Source organism: Marinilabilia salmonicolor, from assembly GCF_003003035.1.
GTDB classification, from domain to species: domain Bacteria; phylum Bacteroidota; class Bacteroidia; order Bacteroidales; family Marinilabiliaceae; genus Marinilabilia; species Marinilabilia salmonicolor_A.
Window position 1 is genome coordinate 1 of the sequence record NZ_PVTS01000024.1, and the last position, 20045, is coordinate 20045.

At 43.8% G+C, this 20045-nt stretch carries 15 protein-coding genes; 6 read left to right on the forward strand and 9 right to left on the reverse strand.

Going from position 1 to position 20045, the window contains the following annotated elements; all coding sequences use genetic code 11:
* Positions 1-60: 60 nt before the first annotated feature.
* The 3 genes from BY457_RS17540 to BY457_RS17555 all read right to left on the reverse strand — a co-directional run bounded on the left by BY457_RS17540 (position 61) and on the right by BY457_RS17555 (position 3836).
* A complete protein-coding gene (locus BY457_RS17540; RefSeq protein WP_258176787.1) occupies positions 61-468 on the reverse strand; it encodes a polysaccharide deacetylase family protein in 408 nt (135 codons plus the stop codon).
* A 44-nt stretch (positions 469-512) separates the two neighbouring features.
* Positions 513-2384 carry an ATP-binding response regulator gene (locus BY457_RS17545; protein ID WP_106154634.1) on the reverse strand — a complete coding sequence of 624 codons (1872 nt, stop codon included), beginning with the start codon at positions 2382-2384 and terminating at the stop codon, positions 513-515.
* 846 nt (positions 2385-3230) lie between these two features.
* Positions 3231-3836: a riboflavin synthase gene (locus BY457_RS17555; protein WP_106154636.1), complete on the reverse strand. Its 606-nt coding sequence runs from the start codon at positions 3834-3836 to the stop codon at positions 3231-3233.
* Positions 3837-4141: 305 nt separating this feature from the next.
* On the opposite strand from BY457_RS17555, the gene BY457_RS17560 reads away from it, so the two are divergent.
* From BY457_RS17560 to BY457_RS17570, 3 genes are read left to right on the forward strand one after another with little or no spacing between them, the layout of a single operon-like run.
* Complete coding sequence (locus tag BY457_RS17560; RefSeq protein ID WP_106154637.1) at positions 4142-4549, forward strand: OsmC family protein; 408 nt, start codon at positions 4142-4144, stop codon at positions 4547-4549.
* Positions 4550-4567: 18 nt separating this feature from the next.
* Complete coding sequence (locus BY457_RS17565; RefSeq protein WP_106154638.1) at positions 4568-5578, forward strand: NAD-dependent epimerase/dehydratase family protein; 1011 nt, start codon at positions 4568-4570, stop codon at positions 5576-5578.
* 3 nt (positions 5579-5581) lie between these two features.
* A complete protein-coding gene (locus BY457_RS17570) occupies positions 5582-7963 on the forward strand; it encodes a penicillin-binding protein 1A (RefSeq protein WP_106154639.1) in 2382 nt (793 codons plus the stop codon).
* Between the two features lie 72 nt (positions 7964-8035).
* On the opposite strand, the gene BY457_RS17575 is transcribed toward BY457_RS17570, so the two are convergent.
* The 3 genes from BY457_RS17575 to BY457_RS17585 all read right to left on the reverse strand — a co-directional run bounded on the left by BY457_RS17575 (position 8036) and on the right by BY457_RS17585 (position 10251).
* Positions 8036-8386: an MmcQ/YjbR family DNA-binding protein gene (locus tag BY457_RS17575; RefSeq protein WP_106154640.1), complete on the reverse strand. Its 351-nt coding sequence runs from the start codon at positions 8384-8386 to the stop codon at positions 8036-8038.
* A 237-nt stretch (positions 8387-8623) separates the two neighbouring features.
* Positions 8624-8992: a YraN family protein gene (locus tag BY457_RS17580; RefSeq protein WP_106154641.1), complete on the reverse strand. Its 369-nt coding sequence runs from the start codon at positions 8990-8992 to the stop codon at positions 8624-8626.
* 347 nt (positions 8993-9339) lie between these two features.
* Entirely contained in the window at positions 9340-10251 is a 912-nt protein-coding gene (locus BY457_RS17585) for a S66 peptidase family protein (protein ID WP_106154642.1), read from the reverse strand.
* Between the two features lie 161 nt (positions 10252-10412).
* Here BY457_RS17585 and metG point away from each other — a divergent pair, with 161 nt between their 5' ends.
* Entirely contained in the window at positions 10413-12446 is a 2034-nt protein-coding gene (gene metG / locus BY457_RS17590) for a methionine--tRNA ligase (protein ID WP_106154643.1), read from the forward strand.
* Positions 12447-12491: 45 nt separating this feature from the next.
* Here the strand turns inward: metG and BY457_RS17595 are convergent, their stop codons facing one another.
* Positions 12492-13457 carry an HU domain-containing protein gene (locus tag BY457_RS17595; protein WP_106154644.1) on the reverse strand — a complete coding sequence of 322 codons (966 nt, stop codon included), beginning with the start codon at positions 13455-13457 and terminating at the stop codon, positions 12492-12494.
* A 479-nt stretch (positions 13458-13936) separates the two neighbouring features.
* Here BY457_RS17595 and galE point away from each other — a divergent pair, with 479 nt between their 5' ends.
* Both galE and rfbB read left to right on the forward strand, forming a co-directional pair.
* Positions 13937-14965, forward strand: a complete 1029-nt coding sequence (gene galE / locus BY457_RS17600; RefSeq protein ID WP_106154645.1) for a UDP-glucose 4-epimerase GalE — start codon at positions 13937-13939, stop codon at positions 14963-14965.
* A 2-nt stretch (positions 14966-14967) separates the two neighbouring features.
* Entirely contained in the window at positions 14968-16023 is a 1056-nt protein-coding gene (gene rfbB / locus BY457_RS17605) for a dTDP-glucose 4,6-dehydratase (RefSeq protein WP_106154646.1), read from the forward strand.
* 64 nt (positions 16024-16087) lie between these two features.
* On the opposite strand, the gene glmS is transcribed toward rfbB, so the two are convergent.
* Both glmS and BY457_RS17615 read right to left on the reverse strand, forming a co-directional pair.
* Positions 16088-17926, reverse strand: coding sequence for a glutamine--fructose-6-phosphate transaminase (isomerizing) (gene glmS, locus BY457_RS17610; RefSeq protein ID WP_106154647.1), 1839 nt, complete (start codon positions 17924-17926; stop codon positions 16088-16090).
* A gap of 38 nt (positions 17927-17964) precedes the next feature.
* On the reverse strand, positions 17965-19950 hold the full coding sequence (locus tag BY457_RS17615) for a DUF4954 family protein (RefSeq protein ID WP_106154648.1): 1986 nt from the start codon (positions 19948-19950) through the stop codon (positions 17965-17967).
* Positions 19951-20045: the final 95 nt, after the last annotated feature.

Sequence of the window (20045 nt, forward strand, 5' to 3'; positions counted from 1 at the left end):
ATCCACATCACACCTGCCGAAAATTTCAAAGAACTTTTGCCGCAATTTATTGATAAAAAATTACTCCAGGAATAAGGTTTTGCTGGGGTGGATACCCTTAACTTTGTAAAACCACGGGTGATGCATGGTGTTGACAATGCCGGAAATGAGAAATATGGTAACGGGAACATGGTGTTTCTTCAGGATGGGAAATATCCCGAAGTTTTCGGCCCATCCGTCATCAAATGTGAGAACCAAAGCCCGTTCAGGGAGTTTAACTTCCTTGCTTTTAATCGATTCGAAGTATGTGGAAAGAGGAATGATGTTGTATCGTCTTTTCAGGGCAGTGATGGCTTTGTCGAAAAACTGCGACTCCGGTCGATGAAACATCAGGATGGTGGTTTTTTTTCTTTGAAGGGTATGTCTGATAACCCACGAAATCCCCATTGATCGGAGCCCCGGAGTCAGCAACTTACTTGTAAATGTCATAAATGCGACTGTTGATTTTGTCGGTAAAGATACTTCTTTTCTCGTCAGACCTCGTTGTTGAGCGGGAAAGAAACTTTAACGGAAGTCCCCTCGCCCCGGGTGGAGGAGAGTTCTATGGTGCCATTGAGCAGTAAAGCGATGCCCCGCGCGTTGGTAAGTCCAATGCCGGCGCCGTCATAAACACGGGTATTGGATTCCACGACTTTGCAGAATTTTCTGAATACCAAATCTGTTTTATCGTCAGAAATCCCGATGCCACTATCGGAGACAATTATTTCGAAATGATGATCCGTACTTCGGCACAACAATGTGACTCCTCCTTTGTCTGTAAACTTAAAGGCATTGTCGAGCAGGTATCGGATCATGCGTTTCAAAAGTGCAGGATCACTGTAAATGGTCATGTCACAATCATCCGACAATGTCCTGAAAAAAAGATCCGGCTTTTGTTTCCGACGAAATGATTCAAATTCCTGTTTAAGTTCCAGCAGGGCATCCTGAATTTTGAATTGACTCATCCTCACAGGGGCTTGCTCTTTTTCCAGCTGGGCGAATAGTAGCGTATCTTCTATAAATCTTACCAGTTGATTGCTGTTTTGAGCAATGTGCGAAAAGAAATCTTCCCGCTCCCTCTCAGTCGATGCGGGATCGGCCATTAGTTCCGAAAATCCCACAATGGCCATTAAGGGTGTTCGAACTTCATGACTCAGATTCTCTAGAAATGAGGATTTTAGACTGTCGGATTCCAGTGCCCGCTCTTTTTCACGGCTTAGTTTGTTTTGAGCTGACTTTAAGTCATTGAATGACTTCTGAAGTTCCTCCATCATTTTGTTGAAGTGGTCTCCCAACTCCTGCATTTCATCCTTTGTTTGTATGTTCGCTCTGGTATCTAAATCCCCATCAGCCGCTCGTCTGAACTTTCGAAGCAGGTATTTTACCGGTGATGTTACGTTTTTGCTGAAATAGAGTGCCAGCAGGATGGTAATGATAAAGCCTGATAGAAAAACTATGCCAAGATGAAACATGAGTTTGTTGGCATCGGTGAAAATCTCTTTTCTGGATACAGAAAGAACCACCGACCATCCATTTCGAAGTTGGCTCACTGAGTGTATAAAATTCTTACTGCCGGGGTGGGGCAGAAGTCTGCTGTCCGTGTTTTCAGGTAGCTGTTTGATGAGTTCAAGGGTCTCGTCAGGCAGAGGCTGACCCCCTGAGGATGAATAAACCAATTCATTTTTTTCATTCAAAAGAATCAGACATCCGGTATTGAAATTAAAAATGCTGTCGAGGTGATCCTCCAGTTCATGATAAAGAAAATCAGATCCCAGACATCCGATCAAGGTGGAATCCACATAAACGGCGCGTGAGTAACTGATGACTTCCATATTCCAGGTTTGCCAGTAGTAGGGGAGCGTCCATATTTCTCCCTGCGTTAGGGCCCGTGTCCACCAATTCATGGAAGGGTGAAAAAGATCTTTTTCCTGAATGCTGTATTCTTTGCTTCGGTGATAAACACCATTTCCCTTTTTGTCAAAGAAGCTGATGGTATGCCTTCCCTCAAAGTCTTCCGTGTTAAAAACAATCCACAAACTCATTGGGCGCATAAGGTGGAGGATTTCCCGTAGTTGCGGAGTGATTTTTTGTTTGTATCTATTTAGGGAAGCATCGTCCCTGAAGTCGGTTGATTTGTCGAAAGTACTTCTGATAACGGCCTCCAGAGCCATGGAAACTTCTTCAATGTGGGTGAATTGTTTTTCCACATCTGATGAGGCCAGCCGTGTAATTTGCTTCATGTGGGCCAGTGCATCATTATTGGCTTGTTGACGCGCAAAAAATATTCCCGGAACACCGGTAAGAAGCATCGCTGATGCCGTCAGTAAAAGCATCAATATGAGAAGTTTCTTTCTGAATCCGTACATTGGCACTATTTTGTTTTTAGTTAGGGGACGAATCTCTAATTTAATGCATTTTGTTTAAAAAAACTAATGATATTTAATGCCAGAAAGAAAAATCCGGGTTGCCTGGTGTGCTTAATAAGAAAGCGTCAAGTGCAAGCCTAACGCAGCAATTGGCGTTTTCTTTCAAGCACTTTATTATTGATGGAATGGTTTTAACTTTCTGCAATAAATTGTTAGAATTTTAGAATTTAGAAGTTAGTGACCAACGGGGAGAATTTTAAGAGGCAGAAGAAAAAATATTGACCCAAAAGCCATTTTTCAACATTCTGAAGAAAGTTTTGCCTGATAAGCAAAAATCTAACTGTATGCTATAATGTTTTGATATAAGACGACTTACAATTCAAGCTAGATAAAAGAAAAACCGTATGACATTGACATTCTGAATTCTATAAAAAATATTGGAACAGGTTCATATTACGTGTGGATGATTAGAGATTGCTTCGGGCTGAGCCCTCGCACTGTCAACGCCACGCTGCAGAGAAGAGGGGAAAAGGGGGCGGCGCTGCCGCCCCCTTTTCCCCTCTCTTTTGTCCAGTGCATTGTCATTGCGAGGGCAACGTCCGAAGCAATCTTAATCGTAAATGAGCAATTTGCTGGCAGCGTAACGATGCAAGTTGGACTTTATAGACAAACACTATTTAGTGCCTGTCTATAAACTAAGTAAATTCTGTTTTTAGAGCTGTTTCTGGTCAGAAAGTGCCAGTTGCAAGACTTGCGAAGTCCGAAAATACGGAGTTTACTCATCGTAAATGAGTAATTTTCGGATGAGCGTAACGCAGCAAATGGTACTTTATGGACAGAAACTACTTAGTCTCTGAAATGCAGTAATCTGCTGATGTATTTCCCAATGATATCAAACTCCAGATTTACCACACTTCCTTCCTTAATCTGGTGGAAGTTGGTGAATTCGTAAGTGTAAGGAATGATGGCCACCGAAAAGCGGTCGTCTTTACTGTTAACCACTGTCAGGCTTACTCCGTTTACGGTAACAGATCCTTTTTCAACCGTCATGTAACCTTGTCCTGCTTTCTCTTTATCCACATCGTACTGAAAAGTAAAATACCAGCTGCCATCTGCCTCTTTAACTTCCACACATTTTGCTGTCTGATCTACATGACCTTGCACGATGTGACCGTCCAGTCTGCCATTCATGGGCATGCTGCGCTCCAGATTCACTTTATCTCCGGGTTTCAGATGACCAAGGTTCGACTTTTCCAGCGTTTCACTGATGGCCGTTACGGTATAGGTATCTTCTTCTTTCTTTACAACCGTCAGACAAACACCGTTGTGAGAAATACTCTGGTCTATTTTAAGTTCATCGGTAAACGAACATTTTAATGTGAGATGCACATTTCCTTTTTCTTTTTCTACTGCTGTAACCGTGGCAGCTTCTTCAACTATTCCTGAAAACATAATATTCTTTTTAAATTTATTGAAACAGATATTGTCATGCGTTGTTTTGATATCAAATGAAATGCTAAATTAGAAACAATTTTTTCAGAACCCTAACCCGAACTATTCATAAATTATCTATTACGATGCCCAACCTTCTGCGAAATATGGACATTCTCAATAAAAATGATTTGAAAATAATTCACTATTTCCTTCATCATTTTTATTTGCGATTGTCACTATTTCTTGATGTTTGAACATCTCATCACGATTTTTCATGAATAGATCAGGCTAAATCGTTTAATCAGATTCGAAAAAAAGAACTTATGGATGTTACCGTAAAAAGCCGATACCTCGGTAATCTGAGGGTGGAAAGCACACATCTTCAGTCAGGAAATAAAATTATTACTGATGCTCCGGTGGACAACCGGGGCAAGGGAGAGGCTTTTTCTCCCACCGACCTTCTCGCAACTTCCCTTGGGAGTTGTATCACTACGATCATGGGAATAAAAGCGATGGACAATGGAATCGACATTGAAGGAACGGAGGTGGAAATTACTAAAATAATGGCCAGTGATCCCCGGCGGGTGGCAGAAGTAGTGGTGAAATTCTTTTTCCCGGACAAGGGGTATTCCGAAGAAGACAAGAAACTTATTGAAAGCGTGGCAGGGATAAGCCCGGTTCCCTTAAGTCTTTCCACCAATTTGAAACAGACTATTCACTTTCACTGGTAAAAAACTACCTTTGTTTTTATGATACTACTTACAGGAGCTACAGGACTGGTTGGTTCACACATCTTATACAGTCTAACAAAACAGGGTGAGCAGGTAAGAGCTACCTGTCGCCGGCAAAGCACCATCGGAGAGGTTGAGAAACTTTTTCGGTTTTATGAAAAGGGCGGCGCTGATGAATTGTTGCGACAAGTGGAATGGGTGGAGGCGGATCTTACCGATTATTATTCGCTTGAAGAAGCCCTGGAGGGAGTTCAATACGTAATTCATGCGGCGGCGATGGTCTCTTTTAATCCTAAAGAGGCACGGAAAATGCTTAAGGTCAATGCGGATGGAACGGCCAATCTTGTCAACGCATGTATTGAAAATAAAATTGAGAAATTTTGTTTTGTCAGCTCTATTTCTTCTTTGGGGCGTCATCCCGAGGGAAAGGAAGTGGATGAGCAGGTGGAGTGGCAGCCGGATGATAACCGTTCTGCTTATTCGCACAGTAAATTTCGTGCCGAGATGGAGGTGTGGAGAGCTTCCAAGGAGGGATTGCCTGTGATTATTGTTAATCCTTCAGTAATTATAGGACCGGTGGATTGGAAACGAAGCAGTGGCCGTCTGTTTTATTCCGTTCGTAAAGGAATGCCGTTTTACACTACCGGGGTAACCGGCTTTGTGGATGTTCGTGATGTGGCCGAAGCAGTTTCTTTACTCATCAGGAGCGATGTGGTTAATGAACGCTTTATTCTCAATGGGGAGAATATGAGCTTTAAAGATTTTTTCTCTCTGGTGGCACGGGCCTTAAATAAGCGTGCTCCTTTCCTTAAAGCTGGTTATGTTCTTACCGAAATGGGATGGCGAATCAATCATACACTTTGTGCTATTTTCGGGAAAGCTCCGGCCATTACTAAAGATACTGCCCGGGCTGCGCACAGCAGGGCTTATTATTCTAACCGTAAGTTTTCTGAAAAATTCAATTTTTCTTTTCGCACCGTTGACACTTCTGTAAAGGATACTGCCCGGTGGTTTCTTGAAAAAAAATGATAAATGAAGAAGAAAAATAATTCCGGCGGAAAGCGGGAGCAGGCAAAAAGTTCCGGCCGATTGCAGATAAAGGTTTTAAAATTTTTCCTTAAGCTGTTTCTGGCAGGAATTGCCTTTTTGGCCGTCTTTCTGTCATTGGTTTACATCGGTTTGTTTGGCCGCATTCCGGCAGAGGAGGAGTTGGCTAAAATAAAGAATTTTGATGCCTCCGAAGTGTATTCTGCCGATGGAAAGATGATCGGTAAGTATTATATTGAAAACCGACGGAATATTGAAAACAGCAATATTTCCGAGCACGTAATCAATGCTTTAGTGGCCACTGAAGACAGCCGGTTTTTTGAACACAAAGGGCTCGATTACATAAGTATGGGGAGAGTTTTGGTGCATTCTGTTCTTATGGGCGACAAGGCCCAGGGAGGTGGCAGTACCATTAGTCAGCAGCTTGCTAAAAACTTGTATCCCAGAAGAGATTACAAATTTTTGTCGCTGCCGGTGAACAAAGCGCGGGAAATGTTTACGGCAGCTCGTCTGGAGGGAATATACACCAAGGCTGAAATCCTGAATCTTTATCTGAATACTGTTCCCTTTGGGGAAAACATTTATGGTATTGAAGTTGCAGCCAATCGTTTTTTTAACAAATCTTCCTCCCGGTTGAAACCGCATGAGGCTGCAACCATTATCGGAATGTTGGCTGCCAATACATTATACAATCCCCGTCTTCATCCCGACCGCAGTATCGAGCGGCGAAATATTGTGCTTGACAGAATGGTAACTCAGGGGTTCTTAACTGAGCAGCAGGGCCGGGAATACCGGGAACTTCCATTGGGACTCAACTACCGCGTTTTGGATAAAAACAATGGCCCTGCACCTTATTTTATGGAGGTTGTGCGCCGAAGTGCTGAGAAAAAACTGGAAGAACTTTACGGGGATTCAATTAATCTTTACAGAGATGGCTTGCGAATCTATACCACTTTGAATGCGCAGTTGCAGGAATTTGCCAATGAGGCTGTTCAAAATCAAATGGTTCGTTTACAACAGGATTTTAACCGCCATTGGAAAAACAGAAATCCCTGGGAGGGGCATCCCGAAATTTATGTTACCGCTCTCAAGAATTCTTCCAGATATCAGGCCTTGAAAAAGCAAGGAAAGAACGAAGCGGAAATCATGGATGTCATGGAGACTCCGGTTAGTACGGTTATTCTTGAGGATGGAGAAGAGAGGACAATTAAGATGTCTCCTGCTGATTCAGTTGCCTGGGCCATCAGTCAGTTGCATGCAGGTTTTTTGGCAGTGAATCCTTCTGATGGTGCAATTTTGGCCTGGGTGGGAGGCACAAATTTCAAGTTTTTCCCGTATGATCATGTGTTGTCCAGGCGACAGGTGGGAAGTACTTTTAAGCCTTTTGTGTATGCGACTGCCATTGAAGAGGGCTATGAGCCTTGTGATTATATCAGTAATGAAAGACGTGTTTACCGGCAGTATGATGATTGGTCGCCCTCCAACAGTGATGGGGAACATGATGGTTTTTACTCCCTGCAGGGGGCACTGATTAATTCAGTAAATACGGTAGCGGCTGAATTAGGCGTGGAGACCGGACCTCATGATGTTATAGAGCTTGCTCATGATGCAGGTATCGATAGTGATATGCCTAATGTGCCGTCCGTGGCTCTGGGAACAGCCAATCTTTCATTATTTGAAATGATCAGGGCTTATACAGCATTTGCGAATTATGGAAACGGGATAGAACTGCAAAGTCTTTTGCGTATTGAAGATGCTGAGGGGAAGCTTCTTTATGAAGCAAAACCAGCTGAATTGCGCGATGCAGCTTTTGAGGAGAGAACTGCCCGGTATATGGTGCATATGTTGCAAGGGGTTGTTGAGCGTGGAACGGCTCGTTCTTTAAGAAGTGTTTATGGTTTAAAAACCGATCTTGCAGGGAAAACAGGAACCACCCAGGACAATGCTGATGGTTGGTTTATCGGGTTTTCTCCCGGCCTGGTAGCGGGTGCCTGGGTGGGGGCCGAAAGCCCCGGAATCAGATTTCGTACCACATCGATGGGACAGGGGGCTTATACCGCCCTGCCTGTTTTTGGACGATTTATGCAAAAGGTGGAGAACTCTTCGCTTTCGGTGGGTATTGGCAGACGGAGTTTCTATCCTCTGCCGGAAGAGTTGCTGGCTGAAGTGGATTGTCCCGATTTCTCTGAGGAAGATCCGGATATGAACTTTTTTGAACGCTTATTTGGCGGTGACAGGGATAAAAAAGAAAAAGATAAAGAAGAAGCAGCTTCAACAGATAGTACGGATGTGAAAAATGATGGGAGGAAGGATAAGAGCAAGTCGCTTCTCGACCGTATGAAAGATATCTTTCGGAAAAAGGAATAGCAGATTTTCAGGCCGAAGCAGCCGGCATCTCCGAGCCGGCTGCCTGCACCTGCTGCCTGATCGTTGTCGAAGTCAGCGGTCGATGCTTTCTCGTTCTTTCCTGGTCATACCTTTCACTACCAGGTCATACGAATCTTTGGTCCATTGGCGTATTAAATCATCGCTGACCGAACCATCCACTTCAATGGTGTTCCAGTGTTTTTTACTCATGTGATATCCGGGTCTTACTGCCGGGTGTTGTTCTCTCAACTCTATGGCCTTAGCCGGGTCGCATTTGAGATTTATCCAAAACGGCCCTTCCAGATCGGTTAGTGCAAACATTTTCTTTCCCACCTTAAAAACCAGTGATGTCTCGTCGAAGGGGAGGTCCTCGGAGGTCGCCGGTAGCGAAAGACAATACTCTCTGAATTCTTCAATATTCATGTAACCTGGTCTTTTTTTAAGTTTTCGTCCTGAGATGTTCAAGTACCAATAAATACGGGCAACCGCAAAGGAAATTGATGAAGGGGATAATAATTTATTCTCAGGTCAATTTTATTGAGGACGCCTGTATTTAGCCGGTAGTTGAATATTGTAATAGATAATTTATGAATAATTCAGATTAGGTCTGATTTATCGTTAAAGTCAATCAGGTTCGTTGTTGTCTGCAGGCACTGCAAGTTACGGTGTGGAGTGGAAGGCATCCACGATGTGTTCCATTTCCCACTCCTCATCTTTTTTATTGGGTAACCAACAAATCAGGTCAAACCGGGTTTCACAATCCAGTTCATTTTGCATGATGTAGGCTTCTGCGGCGTAAATAATCGCATTTATTTTTGTGGGTGTAAGGCTGTCTCTGGGGTGCTCGTGAATATCAGAGTCTCTTGTGCGCACCTCTACAATAACCAGTTGATCATCATCCCATGCAATGATGTCAATCTCTTTATGGTCGTAGCGGAAATTGCGTGCAGCCAGGCGGTAGCCATTGTCCAGCAGGTAGGCTGCTGCTTTATCTTCTCCTTTTTGTCCCAGTTTGTTGTGTCGGGCCATTGGTTTTTTTTGTTTTGGTGAATATGTTAAATTCTTGATAAACCTTAAGGGGGAACTCCGGTTTTAAACTTTGATTTTCCCTGAAACGAACTGATTCTCCGGCTTGTTTTTGGACTATATAGTTTCTGACCATAAACAGGCCTAAAAATAAATTTCTCCGACTTTTATAGACGGACTCTATATAGTCTGTCTATAAACTAAGTAAGTTTCTCAAGTTTGCTGTGTCTGTTAAGAAGGTTCCGTTTGCAAGGCTTGCCATTAGCGGAAATGCGGAATTTACTTGAGTAAATGAGCAATTTCCGCTAATGGCGTAACGCAGTAAACGGGACTTTATGGACAGAAACCATTTAAGATCGGATAAGCATGCCTCCTTCTCTATTAACCTGAATGTGGGTCTGAACACCCATCAGCAGGGGCTCATTAAGGTCTGCATGTCCTGTGGGGAAATCAAATATTACGGGGTAATCATAGTGTTGAACAGTTTCCATGATTATTTCATTTGCTGATAAACCAAAAGGTGTTGGTTTGTCGTTCATCTCGGTGAGCTGGCCGACAACCAGTCCGGAGAGGTTTTTAAGTTTTCCGGCCAGTTTCAAGTGTTGCATCATTCTGTCCAGATGGTAAAGTTGTTCTCCTACCTCTTCGATAAACAGAATTTTTCCATGCGGATCAAAATCATATTTTGTCCCTGTCAGTGTTGAAAGCAATGACAGATTACCCCCGGTAAGTAATCCACCTGCTGTTCCCCATCTGTTTAAGGGATGGGGTGGAGTGTTGATGGCAAAATCTTTTCCGCTTAGCAACTCCAAAAGGTGTCGGAAATCCTGTTGATTTTTGTCATTCGGTTGAAGGTTTACCGGCATTGGGCCATGTATGGATGCTACATTGTAAATGTTTTGCAGGGCTGCATGAAAAACGGTAATGTCGCTAAACCCTACAATCCACCTGGGTTTCCGGGGCATGGCAGAGAAATCCAGTCTTTCAATGATTCTGGAAGTTCCGTATCCGCCCCTGCAACACCATATTACATCAACTTCAGGATCATTCAGGAACGCCTGCATATCTGTTATTCGTTGTTCGTCCGTTCCTGAAAATTGGTGGTATTCGCAGGAGGCATATTTCCCTCTGCGGCTTCTGTGCCCGTTGGCTTCCAGAAATTTTTCGGCATCTTCCACCACTTTCAGATCGGTTTTTCCGGCAGGGGAAACCAGGCCGAAAAGAGCTCCTTTTTTTATGAAGGGAGGTATGGCAATTGACATATCTTACTGCTTTGTATATAAGTTTTTAACATCTTTGGTTATCTTTGTGAAGATAAATAAATCCCTTCAAAAGTACTTGCTGTTGTCCGGATTTTTGGAGAAAGTTACGATATAATATATTTGTTTTCAAGAAAATACACATACCAGAGATTGGAGAAATTATGAGTAATTTTAAACGAACACTTGTTACAACTGCCCTGCCGTATGCCAACGGCCCCGTTCATGTGGGTCATTTGGCCGGTGTTTATGTGCCTGCCGATATTTATGTGAGATACCTGAGGATGAAGGGTGAGGATGTATTGCATATCGGGGGTTCAGATGAGCACGGCGTTCCCATTACGCTTAAAGCCAGAAAGGAAGGGGTTACACCGCAGGATATTGTGGACAAGTATCACAATCTGATAAAGGACTCGTTTGAGAAATTCGGTATCAGTTTCGATATCTATTCGCGGACTACCAGTGAAATGCATCATAAAACAGCTTCCGAATTTTTTAAGAAGTTATACGACAACGGCGCTTTTGTGGAAAAGGAGACCGATCAGTATTATGATGAGGAGGCCAAACAGTTTCTTGCCGACCGTTACATCACAGGTACCTGTCCACATTGTAACAGCACCGGTGCTTATGGTGATCAGTGCGAGAGTTGCGGAACTTCTTTGAATGCTACCGACCTGGTAAACCCCAAGTCAATGATTTCCGGGAGTACCCCGGTAATGCGTAAAACCAAACACTGGTATCTTCCGCTTGATCAGCACCAGAAATTTTTGGAGAAATGGATTCTGGAAGACCATAAAGAGTGGAAACCCAATGTTTATGGTCAGTGTAAGTCATGGCTCGATTTGGGGTTACAACCCCGCGCCGTTAGCCGCGACCTTGACTGGGGAGTTCCTGTGCCGGTTGAAGGCGGTGAAGGAAAAGTGCTTTATGTGTGGTTCGATGCTCCAATCGGTTACATCTCTGCTACCCGTGAGTTAACACCCGACTGGGAAAAATACTGGAAAGATCCTGAAACACGGCTGATTCATTTTATCGGCAAGGACAATATTGTATTTCACTGTATTGTGTTTCCTTCTATGCTGAAAGCCGAAGGTTCTTTTAATCTTCCCGATAATGTACCGGCCAATGAGTTCCTGAATCTGGAAGGAGATAAGATTTCCACTTCCCGAAACTGGGCAGTATGGCTGCATGAGTATCTGGTTGATTTTAAAGACAAGCAGGATGTTTTACGTTATGTTTTAACGGCCAATGCTCCGGAAACCAAAGACAACGACTTTACCTGGAGGGATTTTCAGGCACGCAACAACAATGAATTGGTCGCCATCCTGGGGAATTTTGTGAACAGGGCGGTGGTACTTACCCATAAATATTATGATGGTCAGGTGCCTCTGATTGGCGAAACAGAGCCTTTCGACGTGGAGACGCTGGAGGAGATTCCTGCTTTGGTTACCCGGATCGAGAAGAGTCTGGATGCTTTTAAATTCCGCGAAGCTGTTCGGGAGGCAATGAATCTGGCTCGACTGGGAAATAAGTACCTGGCAGATACTGAGCCTTGGAAGCTTCAGAAAACAAATCCGGAGCGGGTAAAAACCATCATGAATATTGCTTTGCAAATCACAGCGAATCTGGCATTGGTTATGGAGCCTTTCCTGCCTTTTACTGCTCGCAAAATGCGTGAAATGCTCGCTATGGAGGATTTGTCATGGGACAGATGCGGAAAAACAGAATTGTTGAAACCTGCTCATAAAATTAATGAGGCTGAATTGTTGTTTGAGAAAATAGAAGATGCCCAGATTCAGGCCCAACTGGAACGTCTGGCAAAGACCAAAACCAGTAATGAGGCCGAAAATAAGGAAGCAGTACCCGCTAAAGCAGATATCACCTTCGATGATTTTACCAAAATGGACATACGGGTGGGTACGATTCTTGAAGCTGAGAAAGTGGCTAAAACCAAGAAGTTGCTGAAGATTAAAGTGGATACCGGAATAGATAAACGAACCGTTGTTTCGGGCATCGCTGAGTTTTTTGAACCTGAAAACATCGTAGGACGTCAGGTCTCTATTCTTGTAAATCTGGCAGCCCGAAAAATTAAGGGTATTGAGTCTCAGGGAATGATTCTGATGGCTGAAGATGCCGATGGCAGGTTGGATTTTGTAGCTCCCGGAACAAAAATAAAACCGGGATCGGAAGTAAGATAAAGACCAAAAAAAAGCCGCTTGCAAGCGGCTTTTTTTTGGTCTTTTTTATTCGGCTAATAGCCAGACATTTTTATAGGCGTCATCCTTGCGGAGAGCAAAAAGTTTTCGGGTTGCTTCTTCCCTGTCAGCAAACGAAAAGAGTGCTATCCGGTAGCGACCATTGGGGGAGTCCAGAATTTCCGCCTCTGCAAAGCCGTCTTTTTTAAATGCTTCCAGAGTTTGATCTGCTGGTGATTTGTACTTGAAGCTCGCCGCAATTAAATGAAAAGGTTTTGCATCCCCGGGGAATGTTTCTATCTGTTTGGCCTCCTGTGTCTGCTTGGTATTTGTTTCCTCAAACACCTCAGGGGCGGCTGTTGTTGTGCCTGTAATTCTAGTTGTTTCATTGCTTTTGGCCGATTCTGCGTTATCGGCCATTAATGAAATCATATTCGAAGTGTCCATTCGATGATGTTCAGGCATGTCAAGCTTAGGCGAGAAAAGCAACAGCCCTGCAATCATTGCAGCCACGGAAGTCCAGTAACGGGGAGAGCGACTTTGTAACAGTCGGCGCACAGGTTCTTCCTGCTTGCGTGTATCTGAGTGATTTCCTGTCAGTGGTTCAAAGTGGAAATCTCCCAGACCGAACGCTGAAGGTAACAGCTGGTTCCGCTCTATCGGGTTGAACTGCAGATTTCCTAAGGCATCCTTCCGAAAAGATCCAATGCCTTTTAATACCATTGTTTCTCCTTCATCAATCCGTGCCTGAAGATCGCTTACAAATTCACGGATAATTGTCGAGCCTTCATCCCAGGACTTTTGTTCCCGCTGGATGAGGTGATTGGTGAGAAGTCCATCGTTGTGAGACAAACTGCGGTTAAAGCCAATTTCTTTTTCCGGTGGCATGAAATGATTCCGCTCGTCCAAAATAGTGGCTGATTTGTAGTTGGCTACAAATCCTCCAAGACCCGGCACGATAACGCAGTCGTGCAGGCATAATAAATCCGATATGTGCTTTTCAATGTTCGCCATATTGCAAATTTAATGAATTTATACGCTAAGTGCCTACTTTTGTTTTAAACAGCTGTTAATAATCTGTTGAAAACTGTGGGCTTTTGATTAAAGTAGAAGGATGTATGCTTTTGGTGATGGCCCTTCAGCCTGTGTTTATGTTTTTAAAAGGCCGAAGGTCTTTAAGGGGGAATTGTACCCTCCTCTCTCTCATTATTGGTCGCGTCGCGACCAATAATGAGAGAGGGCGTGGGGGATACCTTAAACCCCAGGACGTTGCCCTGGGCTATTGCTATCAGGCTTTCAGCCTGTTTCCATTTTACCTGTCTTATTTATAAGGTAGGATAGAACATAAAATTGGAACAAAATAAAAAAAGGTACAATGAGCCTTTTGTGTTTAGAGGACAAAACATTTCTTACAAAATTAAATGTCGTCAATTGAATTGGTTTTGTTAATTTTACCTGCTTAAAGGAACCATAAAATAAAGAAAGGGAATCTTATGAGCAAAAAGGTTTTAGTAACCGGAGGAACCGGTTACATCGGCTCTCACACTGTAGTAGAGCTTCAGAATGAAGGTTTTGAAGTGATTATTGTGGACGATTTGTCCAACTCCAATATCGAAGTGCTTGATGCAATTGAGAAAATATCCGGGCAACGTCCTCAATTCGAGAAATTCAACCTGGCAGAGAGGGAGAAGACTGATGCTTTTTTTGAAAAATATAATCATATAGATGCCATTATTCATTTTGCAGCATTTAAGGCAGTTGGTGAGTCGGTGGAGAAACCATTGGAGTATTATCGGAACAACCTGGTATCTCTTATGAATCTGCTTGAAAATATGAAGAGGCACAATGTCCCGAGTCTGGTCTTTAGTTCCAGCTGTACGGTTTACGGACAACCGGATCAGTTGCCTGTTACAGAATCTACTCCACGCAAACCGGCAGAGTCACCCTATGGAAATACCAAAGCTGTGTCCGAAGATATCATGCGCGATTTCAGTCATGCCGCCGAAGGGCTTAACTGTATTGCCCTGCGCTATTTTAATCCCATTGGAGCACATCCTTCGGCATTGATTGGAGAATTTCCCGTTGGAGTTCCTAATAATCTGGTGCCTTTTATTACCCAGACGGCTGCAGGGTTAAGGGATGAATTGAAAATTTTCGGAGAGGATTATGATACTCCTGATGGGACTGCCATTCGCGATTATATTAATGTGGTGGACCTGGCAAAGGCTCACGTGGTTGCAATTAACCGTCTGATGGAGAAAAAGAATAAAGCTGCATACGAATTCTTTAATGTGGGTACCGGTAATGGTTATTCGGTAATGCAATTGGTGAAAACCTTTATGGAGGTAAACGGGGTAGAGGTAAAATACCAGATTACCGACCGCAGAGCAGGTGATATTGAAAAAATCTGGGCCGACACAACGCTTGCCAATGAAGAGCTGGGTTGGAAAGCAGAAAAAACGCTAGAGGAAACACTGGCAAGTGCCTGGGCCTGGGAGAAAAACGTCAGAAACATCAAATAGCTATGGAAAAAACCATTTTAATCACCGGAGGAGCCGGCTTTATCGGTTCTCATGTTGTTCGGCTTATGGTAAACAAATATCCCGGTTATAAGATCGTGAACCTGGATGCATTGACCTATGCCGGAAATTTGGAAAACCTCAAGGATGTTGAGTCAAAGTCGAACTATGCGTTTGTCAAGGCGGATATTACCAATGAGGCAGCTGTGAAAGAGGTCTTTGAGCAATACCAGCCTGACGGGGTTATTCATTTGGCTGCTGAATCGCATGTGGATCGATCTATAAGTGATCCGCTTGCCTTTATCAGGTCTAATGTGATGGGAACCGTGAATCTGCTTAATGCGGCCCGCGCTGCATGGGGAGACTATACCGAAGGCAAGCGTTTTTATCACATCTCTACGGATGAGGTTTACGGATCATTGGGGGCTACCGGATTTTTTACGGAAGAGACCGCCTATGACCCCAGAAGTCCCTATTCAGCATCAAAAGCCAGTAGTGACCATATGGTGCGTGCGTGGCATCATACCTATAATCTTCCGGTGGTTATTTCCAACTGCTCCAACAACTACGGGCCCAATCAGTTCCCCGAAAAACTGATTCCTCTGGCCATTAACAATATCAAACACAAAAAAGCGATTCCCATTTACGGAAAAGGGGAAAATGTTCGTGACTGGCTTTTTGTGGAGGATCACGCTGCAGCAATTGATTTGATTTTTCACAAAGGAGTTAACGGTGATACCTACAACATCGGAGGAAATAATGAGTGGACAAACATTGATCTGATTCGTAAGTTATGTGAGGTCATGGACAATGCTCTTGGGCGCGAAAAAGGTGAGTCTGAAAAGCTCATTACCTATGTAAAGGACAGGGCAGGGCACGATAAACGGTATGCCATTGACTCGGGAAAACTGATGAGTGAATTGGGATGGAAACCGTCATTGCAATTTGAAGAGGGCATTGAGAAAACCGTTGACTGGTATCTGAAGAATGAGGAGTGGCTGAACAATGTGCTTTCGGGTGATTATGCCAACTATTATTCGCAACAATACGATAATCGTTAATTCAGATTTTCTTGAAGACAAAAAAAGAGACGGTGCTTATGGGCCGTCTCTTTTTTTGAATCTACTATTCTACAGTTACCGATTTGGCAAGATTTCGGGGCTGATCCACATTACAACCTCTCATCACTGCTATCTGATAGGAGATGATCTGCAGGGGCACAACAGCCAGTAAAGGCGATAATGCCCTATGGCAACCGGGAATCTCAATCACGTCATCGGCAATTTTGCGGATGGTTTTTTCACCTTCGGTAACGATGGCAACGACCTTGCCGTTTCGGGCTTTAACCTCCTGAATGTTGCTGATAATCTTTTCATAGGAGTCATCCTTAATGGCCAAAACAAAAACAGGCATGTTTTCGTCAATCAGTGCAATTGGGCCATGTTTCATTTCAGCAGCCGGATACCCTTCGGCGTGGATGTAGGAAATTTCTTTTAGCTTGAGTGCCCCCTCCAACGCAACAGGATATAATACCCCTCGTCCCAAATAGAGCGCATTGGTTACATTGGTGTATTTGTTGGCCACATCTTTGATGAATCCTTCGTGCTTCAAAATTTCACGCATTTTTTCAGGAACCTGAGTCAATGCTTTTACCATTTGCACATAGTCACTGTCTGCAATGTGTTTCTTTCGGTGGCCCAGCAGGAATGCCATCATGGTAAGTACCGTTATCTGAGCAGTGAAGGCTTTTGTGGAGGCTACTCCGATTTCAATGCCTGCGTGGGTATAAACTCCTGCGTCAGTTTCCCTTGAAATCGAGGAGCCTGCAACATTGCAAATGCCCAAAATGGTGGCTTCCGACTGCTCTCTCACCATGCGAATGGCAGCCAGTGTATCAGCAGTTTCTCCACTCTGAGATATGGCAATTACCACATCGTCATCATAGATCAATGGTTTTCGATACCTGAATTCAGATGCATATTCTACTTCAACCGGAACACGGGCATATTCTTCGAAAAGATATTCACTTACAAGACCGGCATGCCAGGATGTACCGCAGGCAAGAATAATAATTCGTCGTGCTTCTATTAGTTTGGGCAGCACATCGAATATACCTCCCAGGAAAATTTTACTGTGATCCATGGATATTCGGCCGCGGAAGGTGTCTTCAATGGAAGTGGGCTGATCATGGATCTCTTTGAGCATGAAATGTTCATAATCGCCTTTGTCGATCTGTTCAATGCTCAGTTCAATCTTTTGAACCTGTGGCGTTTTTATGTCGTTTTTCAGGTTTTTCAGATCGAAATGATCATGGTCCATTACCGCGACTTCCTCATCATTCAGAAATACTACCTGGTCGGTGTATTCGATGATTGGGGTGGCATCAGAAGCCATGAAATATTCATTTTCACCGATTCCGATAACCAAAGGACTACCTTTGCGTGCAGCAATCAGACGTCCGGGTTCATCGGCACAGTAAATAACCAGTCCGTATGCTCCTACCACTTTTGTCAGTGCAAGGCGAACTGCCAGTTCTGCTGACACTTCCTGCTCGAGGTATATGTTCTCTATAAGATTGGCTAAAACTTCGGTGTCAGTTTCGCTTTTAAAGCTATAACCTCTGTTGGTAAGTTCTTTTTTGAGGTGACTGTAGTTCTCAATTATTCCGTTGTGTACCAGAATAAATTTTCCGTTCTCCGACTGGTGAGGGTGAGCATTTGTGTCATTGGGTTCACCGTGTGTGGCCCATCTGGTATGGCCGATCCCGATAGATCCTGAAATTTCTTGTCCTTTTACCAAACCTTCCAGATCCTTTACTTTTCCTTTGCACTTGTAAAGATGAGTTTGTTCATTCATCAGTGCTATCCCTGCCGAGTCGTATCCTCTGTACTCAAGTCTCTTCAGACCTTTAATCAATATCGGATAGGCGGTTCTTTCTCCTACATAAGCTACAATTCCACACATACTTTACTGGTTCTTGGTTGTTTAGGTGTTGTGAACTATTATATTTGATTTATTTTTTCTCTTATTTGGGTTGCCAGTTGCTGCTTTTTCTCAATATGGTCGAAAATGTCACGCACTGCGGGATGCTTTTCAAAGGCACCTCTGACCTGTTCAAAGTCGGTATGCCGTACATCATCTTCTCCGTCCATTCCAAAGCCGGTTTGAGCTTTCAGCGTAAATTCCTTGCGGGCATCTGTCAGCATCATCTCATCAAGAGAAACAACAGCATTTTTCCATTGATTGATGAAATCCAGCAATGCCTCCTTTTCAATGTTTTTAAGGTCAATTCCCATTTCTTCCCGGAATATTTTGACACTCCAGTTCCATACCCAACTGTAATAATTCTGATGCCATTTTTTATAGATGGCCTGTAGGTCATCGAATGCATTGAGAACGCCTGATTCAATTTTTTCAATCAGCAAAATTACTTCTTCTTTGGGTACCACCAGGCCGGCCATGTCCACCCAGTCTCCCGAGCCTTCTTCGGTGTCGGGTTTCAGCGTGTCCTGAATCTCCTTGATGTTTTGAAAATCACCTTTTTCCAGCTTCTTGAGCAATCCGTTTCCCAGGAACTTCAGAATGCCGATGTTGTACATGTTAATGCCCCGATCCAGTGCTTTGTCTTCAATTTTCACACTGTTGTACATAAAATACTCGGAGGTAATTCCTGAAGTCTTTTTGAGTGTCTGAAGGGTGTGTTTTCCCTTAATCATTTTCTCTACTGAGTAGGGACTGAGCAGATTGAAGGTGATAAAGTCGAGCTGGTGAGAATCTTTTCGCTTGTCACGTCCCGGCCATTTTCGCGCATCTCTCATTGTCCCGACACTGCGAAGGTTTACACCGGGGGCAAGATAACTTTCGTCATGATTCTCTATCAAATAGGAGAAGGGAAAGTTGGAGGTGTCCGGGTTGCGGTAATGACGGCCCATTACTAATGAAAAAGGACCAATCTTGGCGGGCCACAGGAGGTACGAATCGCTGGTTGTTTTACTTCCGCGTTCCACAACACCCTGGTGTACGGGCCCAAGCTTATACATGTGATTGCTCTGGTTCGATCCGCTTCCGGCGTTTAGAAATGAGTAATAACCGGCAATCAGTAAGGTTGATTTATGGTGCGAAACGGTGTAGGGACCTGCAAAAATGGAGCAGGCTTCCCCGTGAAATCCCTGACAGTTGGCGAAAAAGACCGAGTTCTCAGCCGAATAGTGTTTCCCAAGGCTACAGCCCTGCCCGATAAAACATTTGGAAATAAGGGTGGCGTCGGTAACTTCTGCCCCGCTGGTAGCAATGAAATCTTCGGCGATAACCCCGGGGCCGAAATAGGAGGGATGCTCCATCGAACTGTTGATGGTTCCGTTCACCAGTCTGTAAATGCCCTCAACAGTGGCACCCGGTCCTATGTTTACATTCAGAATGGTTCGTGAGTTGATAATCTTTGCATTTTCCGCAACGGTTCCTCTGTCCGATTTTATATTATGACAGTATTGTTCCACCATCCCGGTGAGTTTCTCAATAAGGGCAGGTCTGTGGCGATAAAAAGCCATCAGATAGGCCGTGTGTGCAGACAATTCATTGAAGATGGGAACTTCTCGCCCTCCCGCTTCATTCAAAACTGCCACTTTCTGCCCGTTTCCGAAGGTTGATTCGCCTTCAGTGGTGAGGGCATCCACATTTTCGATTACCACATTATTCCCGATGTTGTAATTGGCAATCTGATTTCTTACCTGGCTGATGTAAACATTGTTCCCGATGTTGGTATTGTGGATGGTAGCATAGGAGATGCCTGCATGTTTAACCACGCCTCCGGGGAAATTAAATTCCCGGTTAAAAGTTCCCAGCCGGTTTTTTCCGCTAAAATTGGTGTGCCGAATAAAGGAGGGGTTAAAACCATCCCTGACAAGGATGTCGGACCAATTTGCACAGTAGCAACCCTGTGCTTCCAGTTTTGTTATTTCTTCAGGTTGCAGGTTTCTGTATTCTGCCATAGTGTGGTGTTTAGTCAGGATATTTTACTGATTAATAAATGTTGTCAGAGGTTTATACAAAACAGATTCATGCTGCTTTGGCTATCTATTCGGGC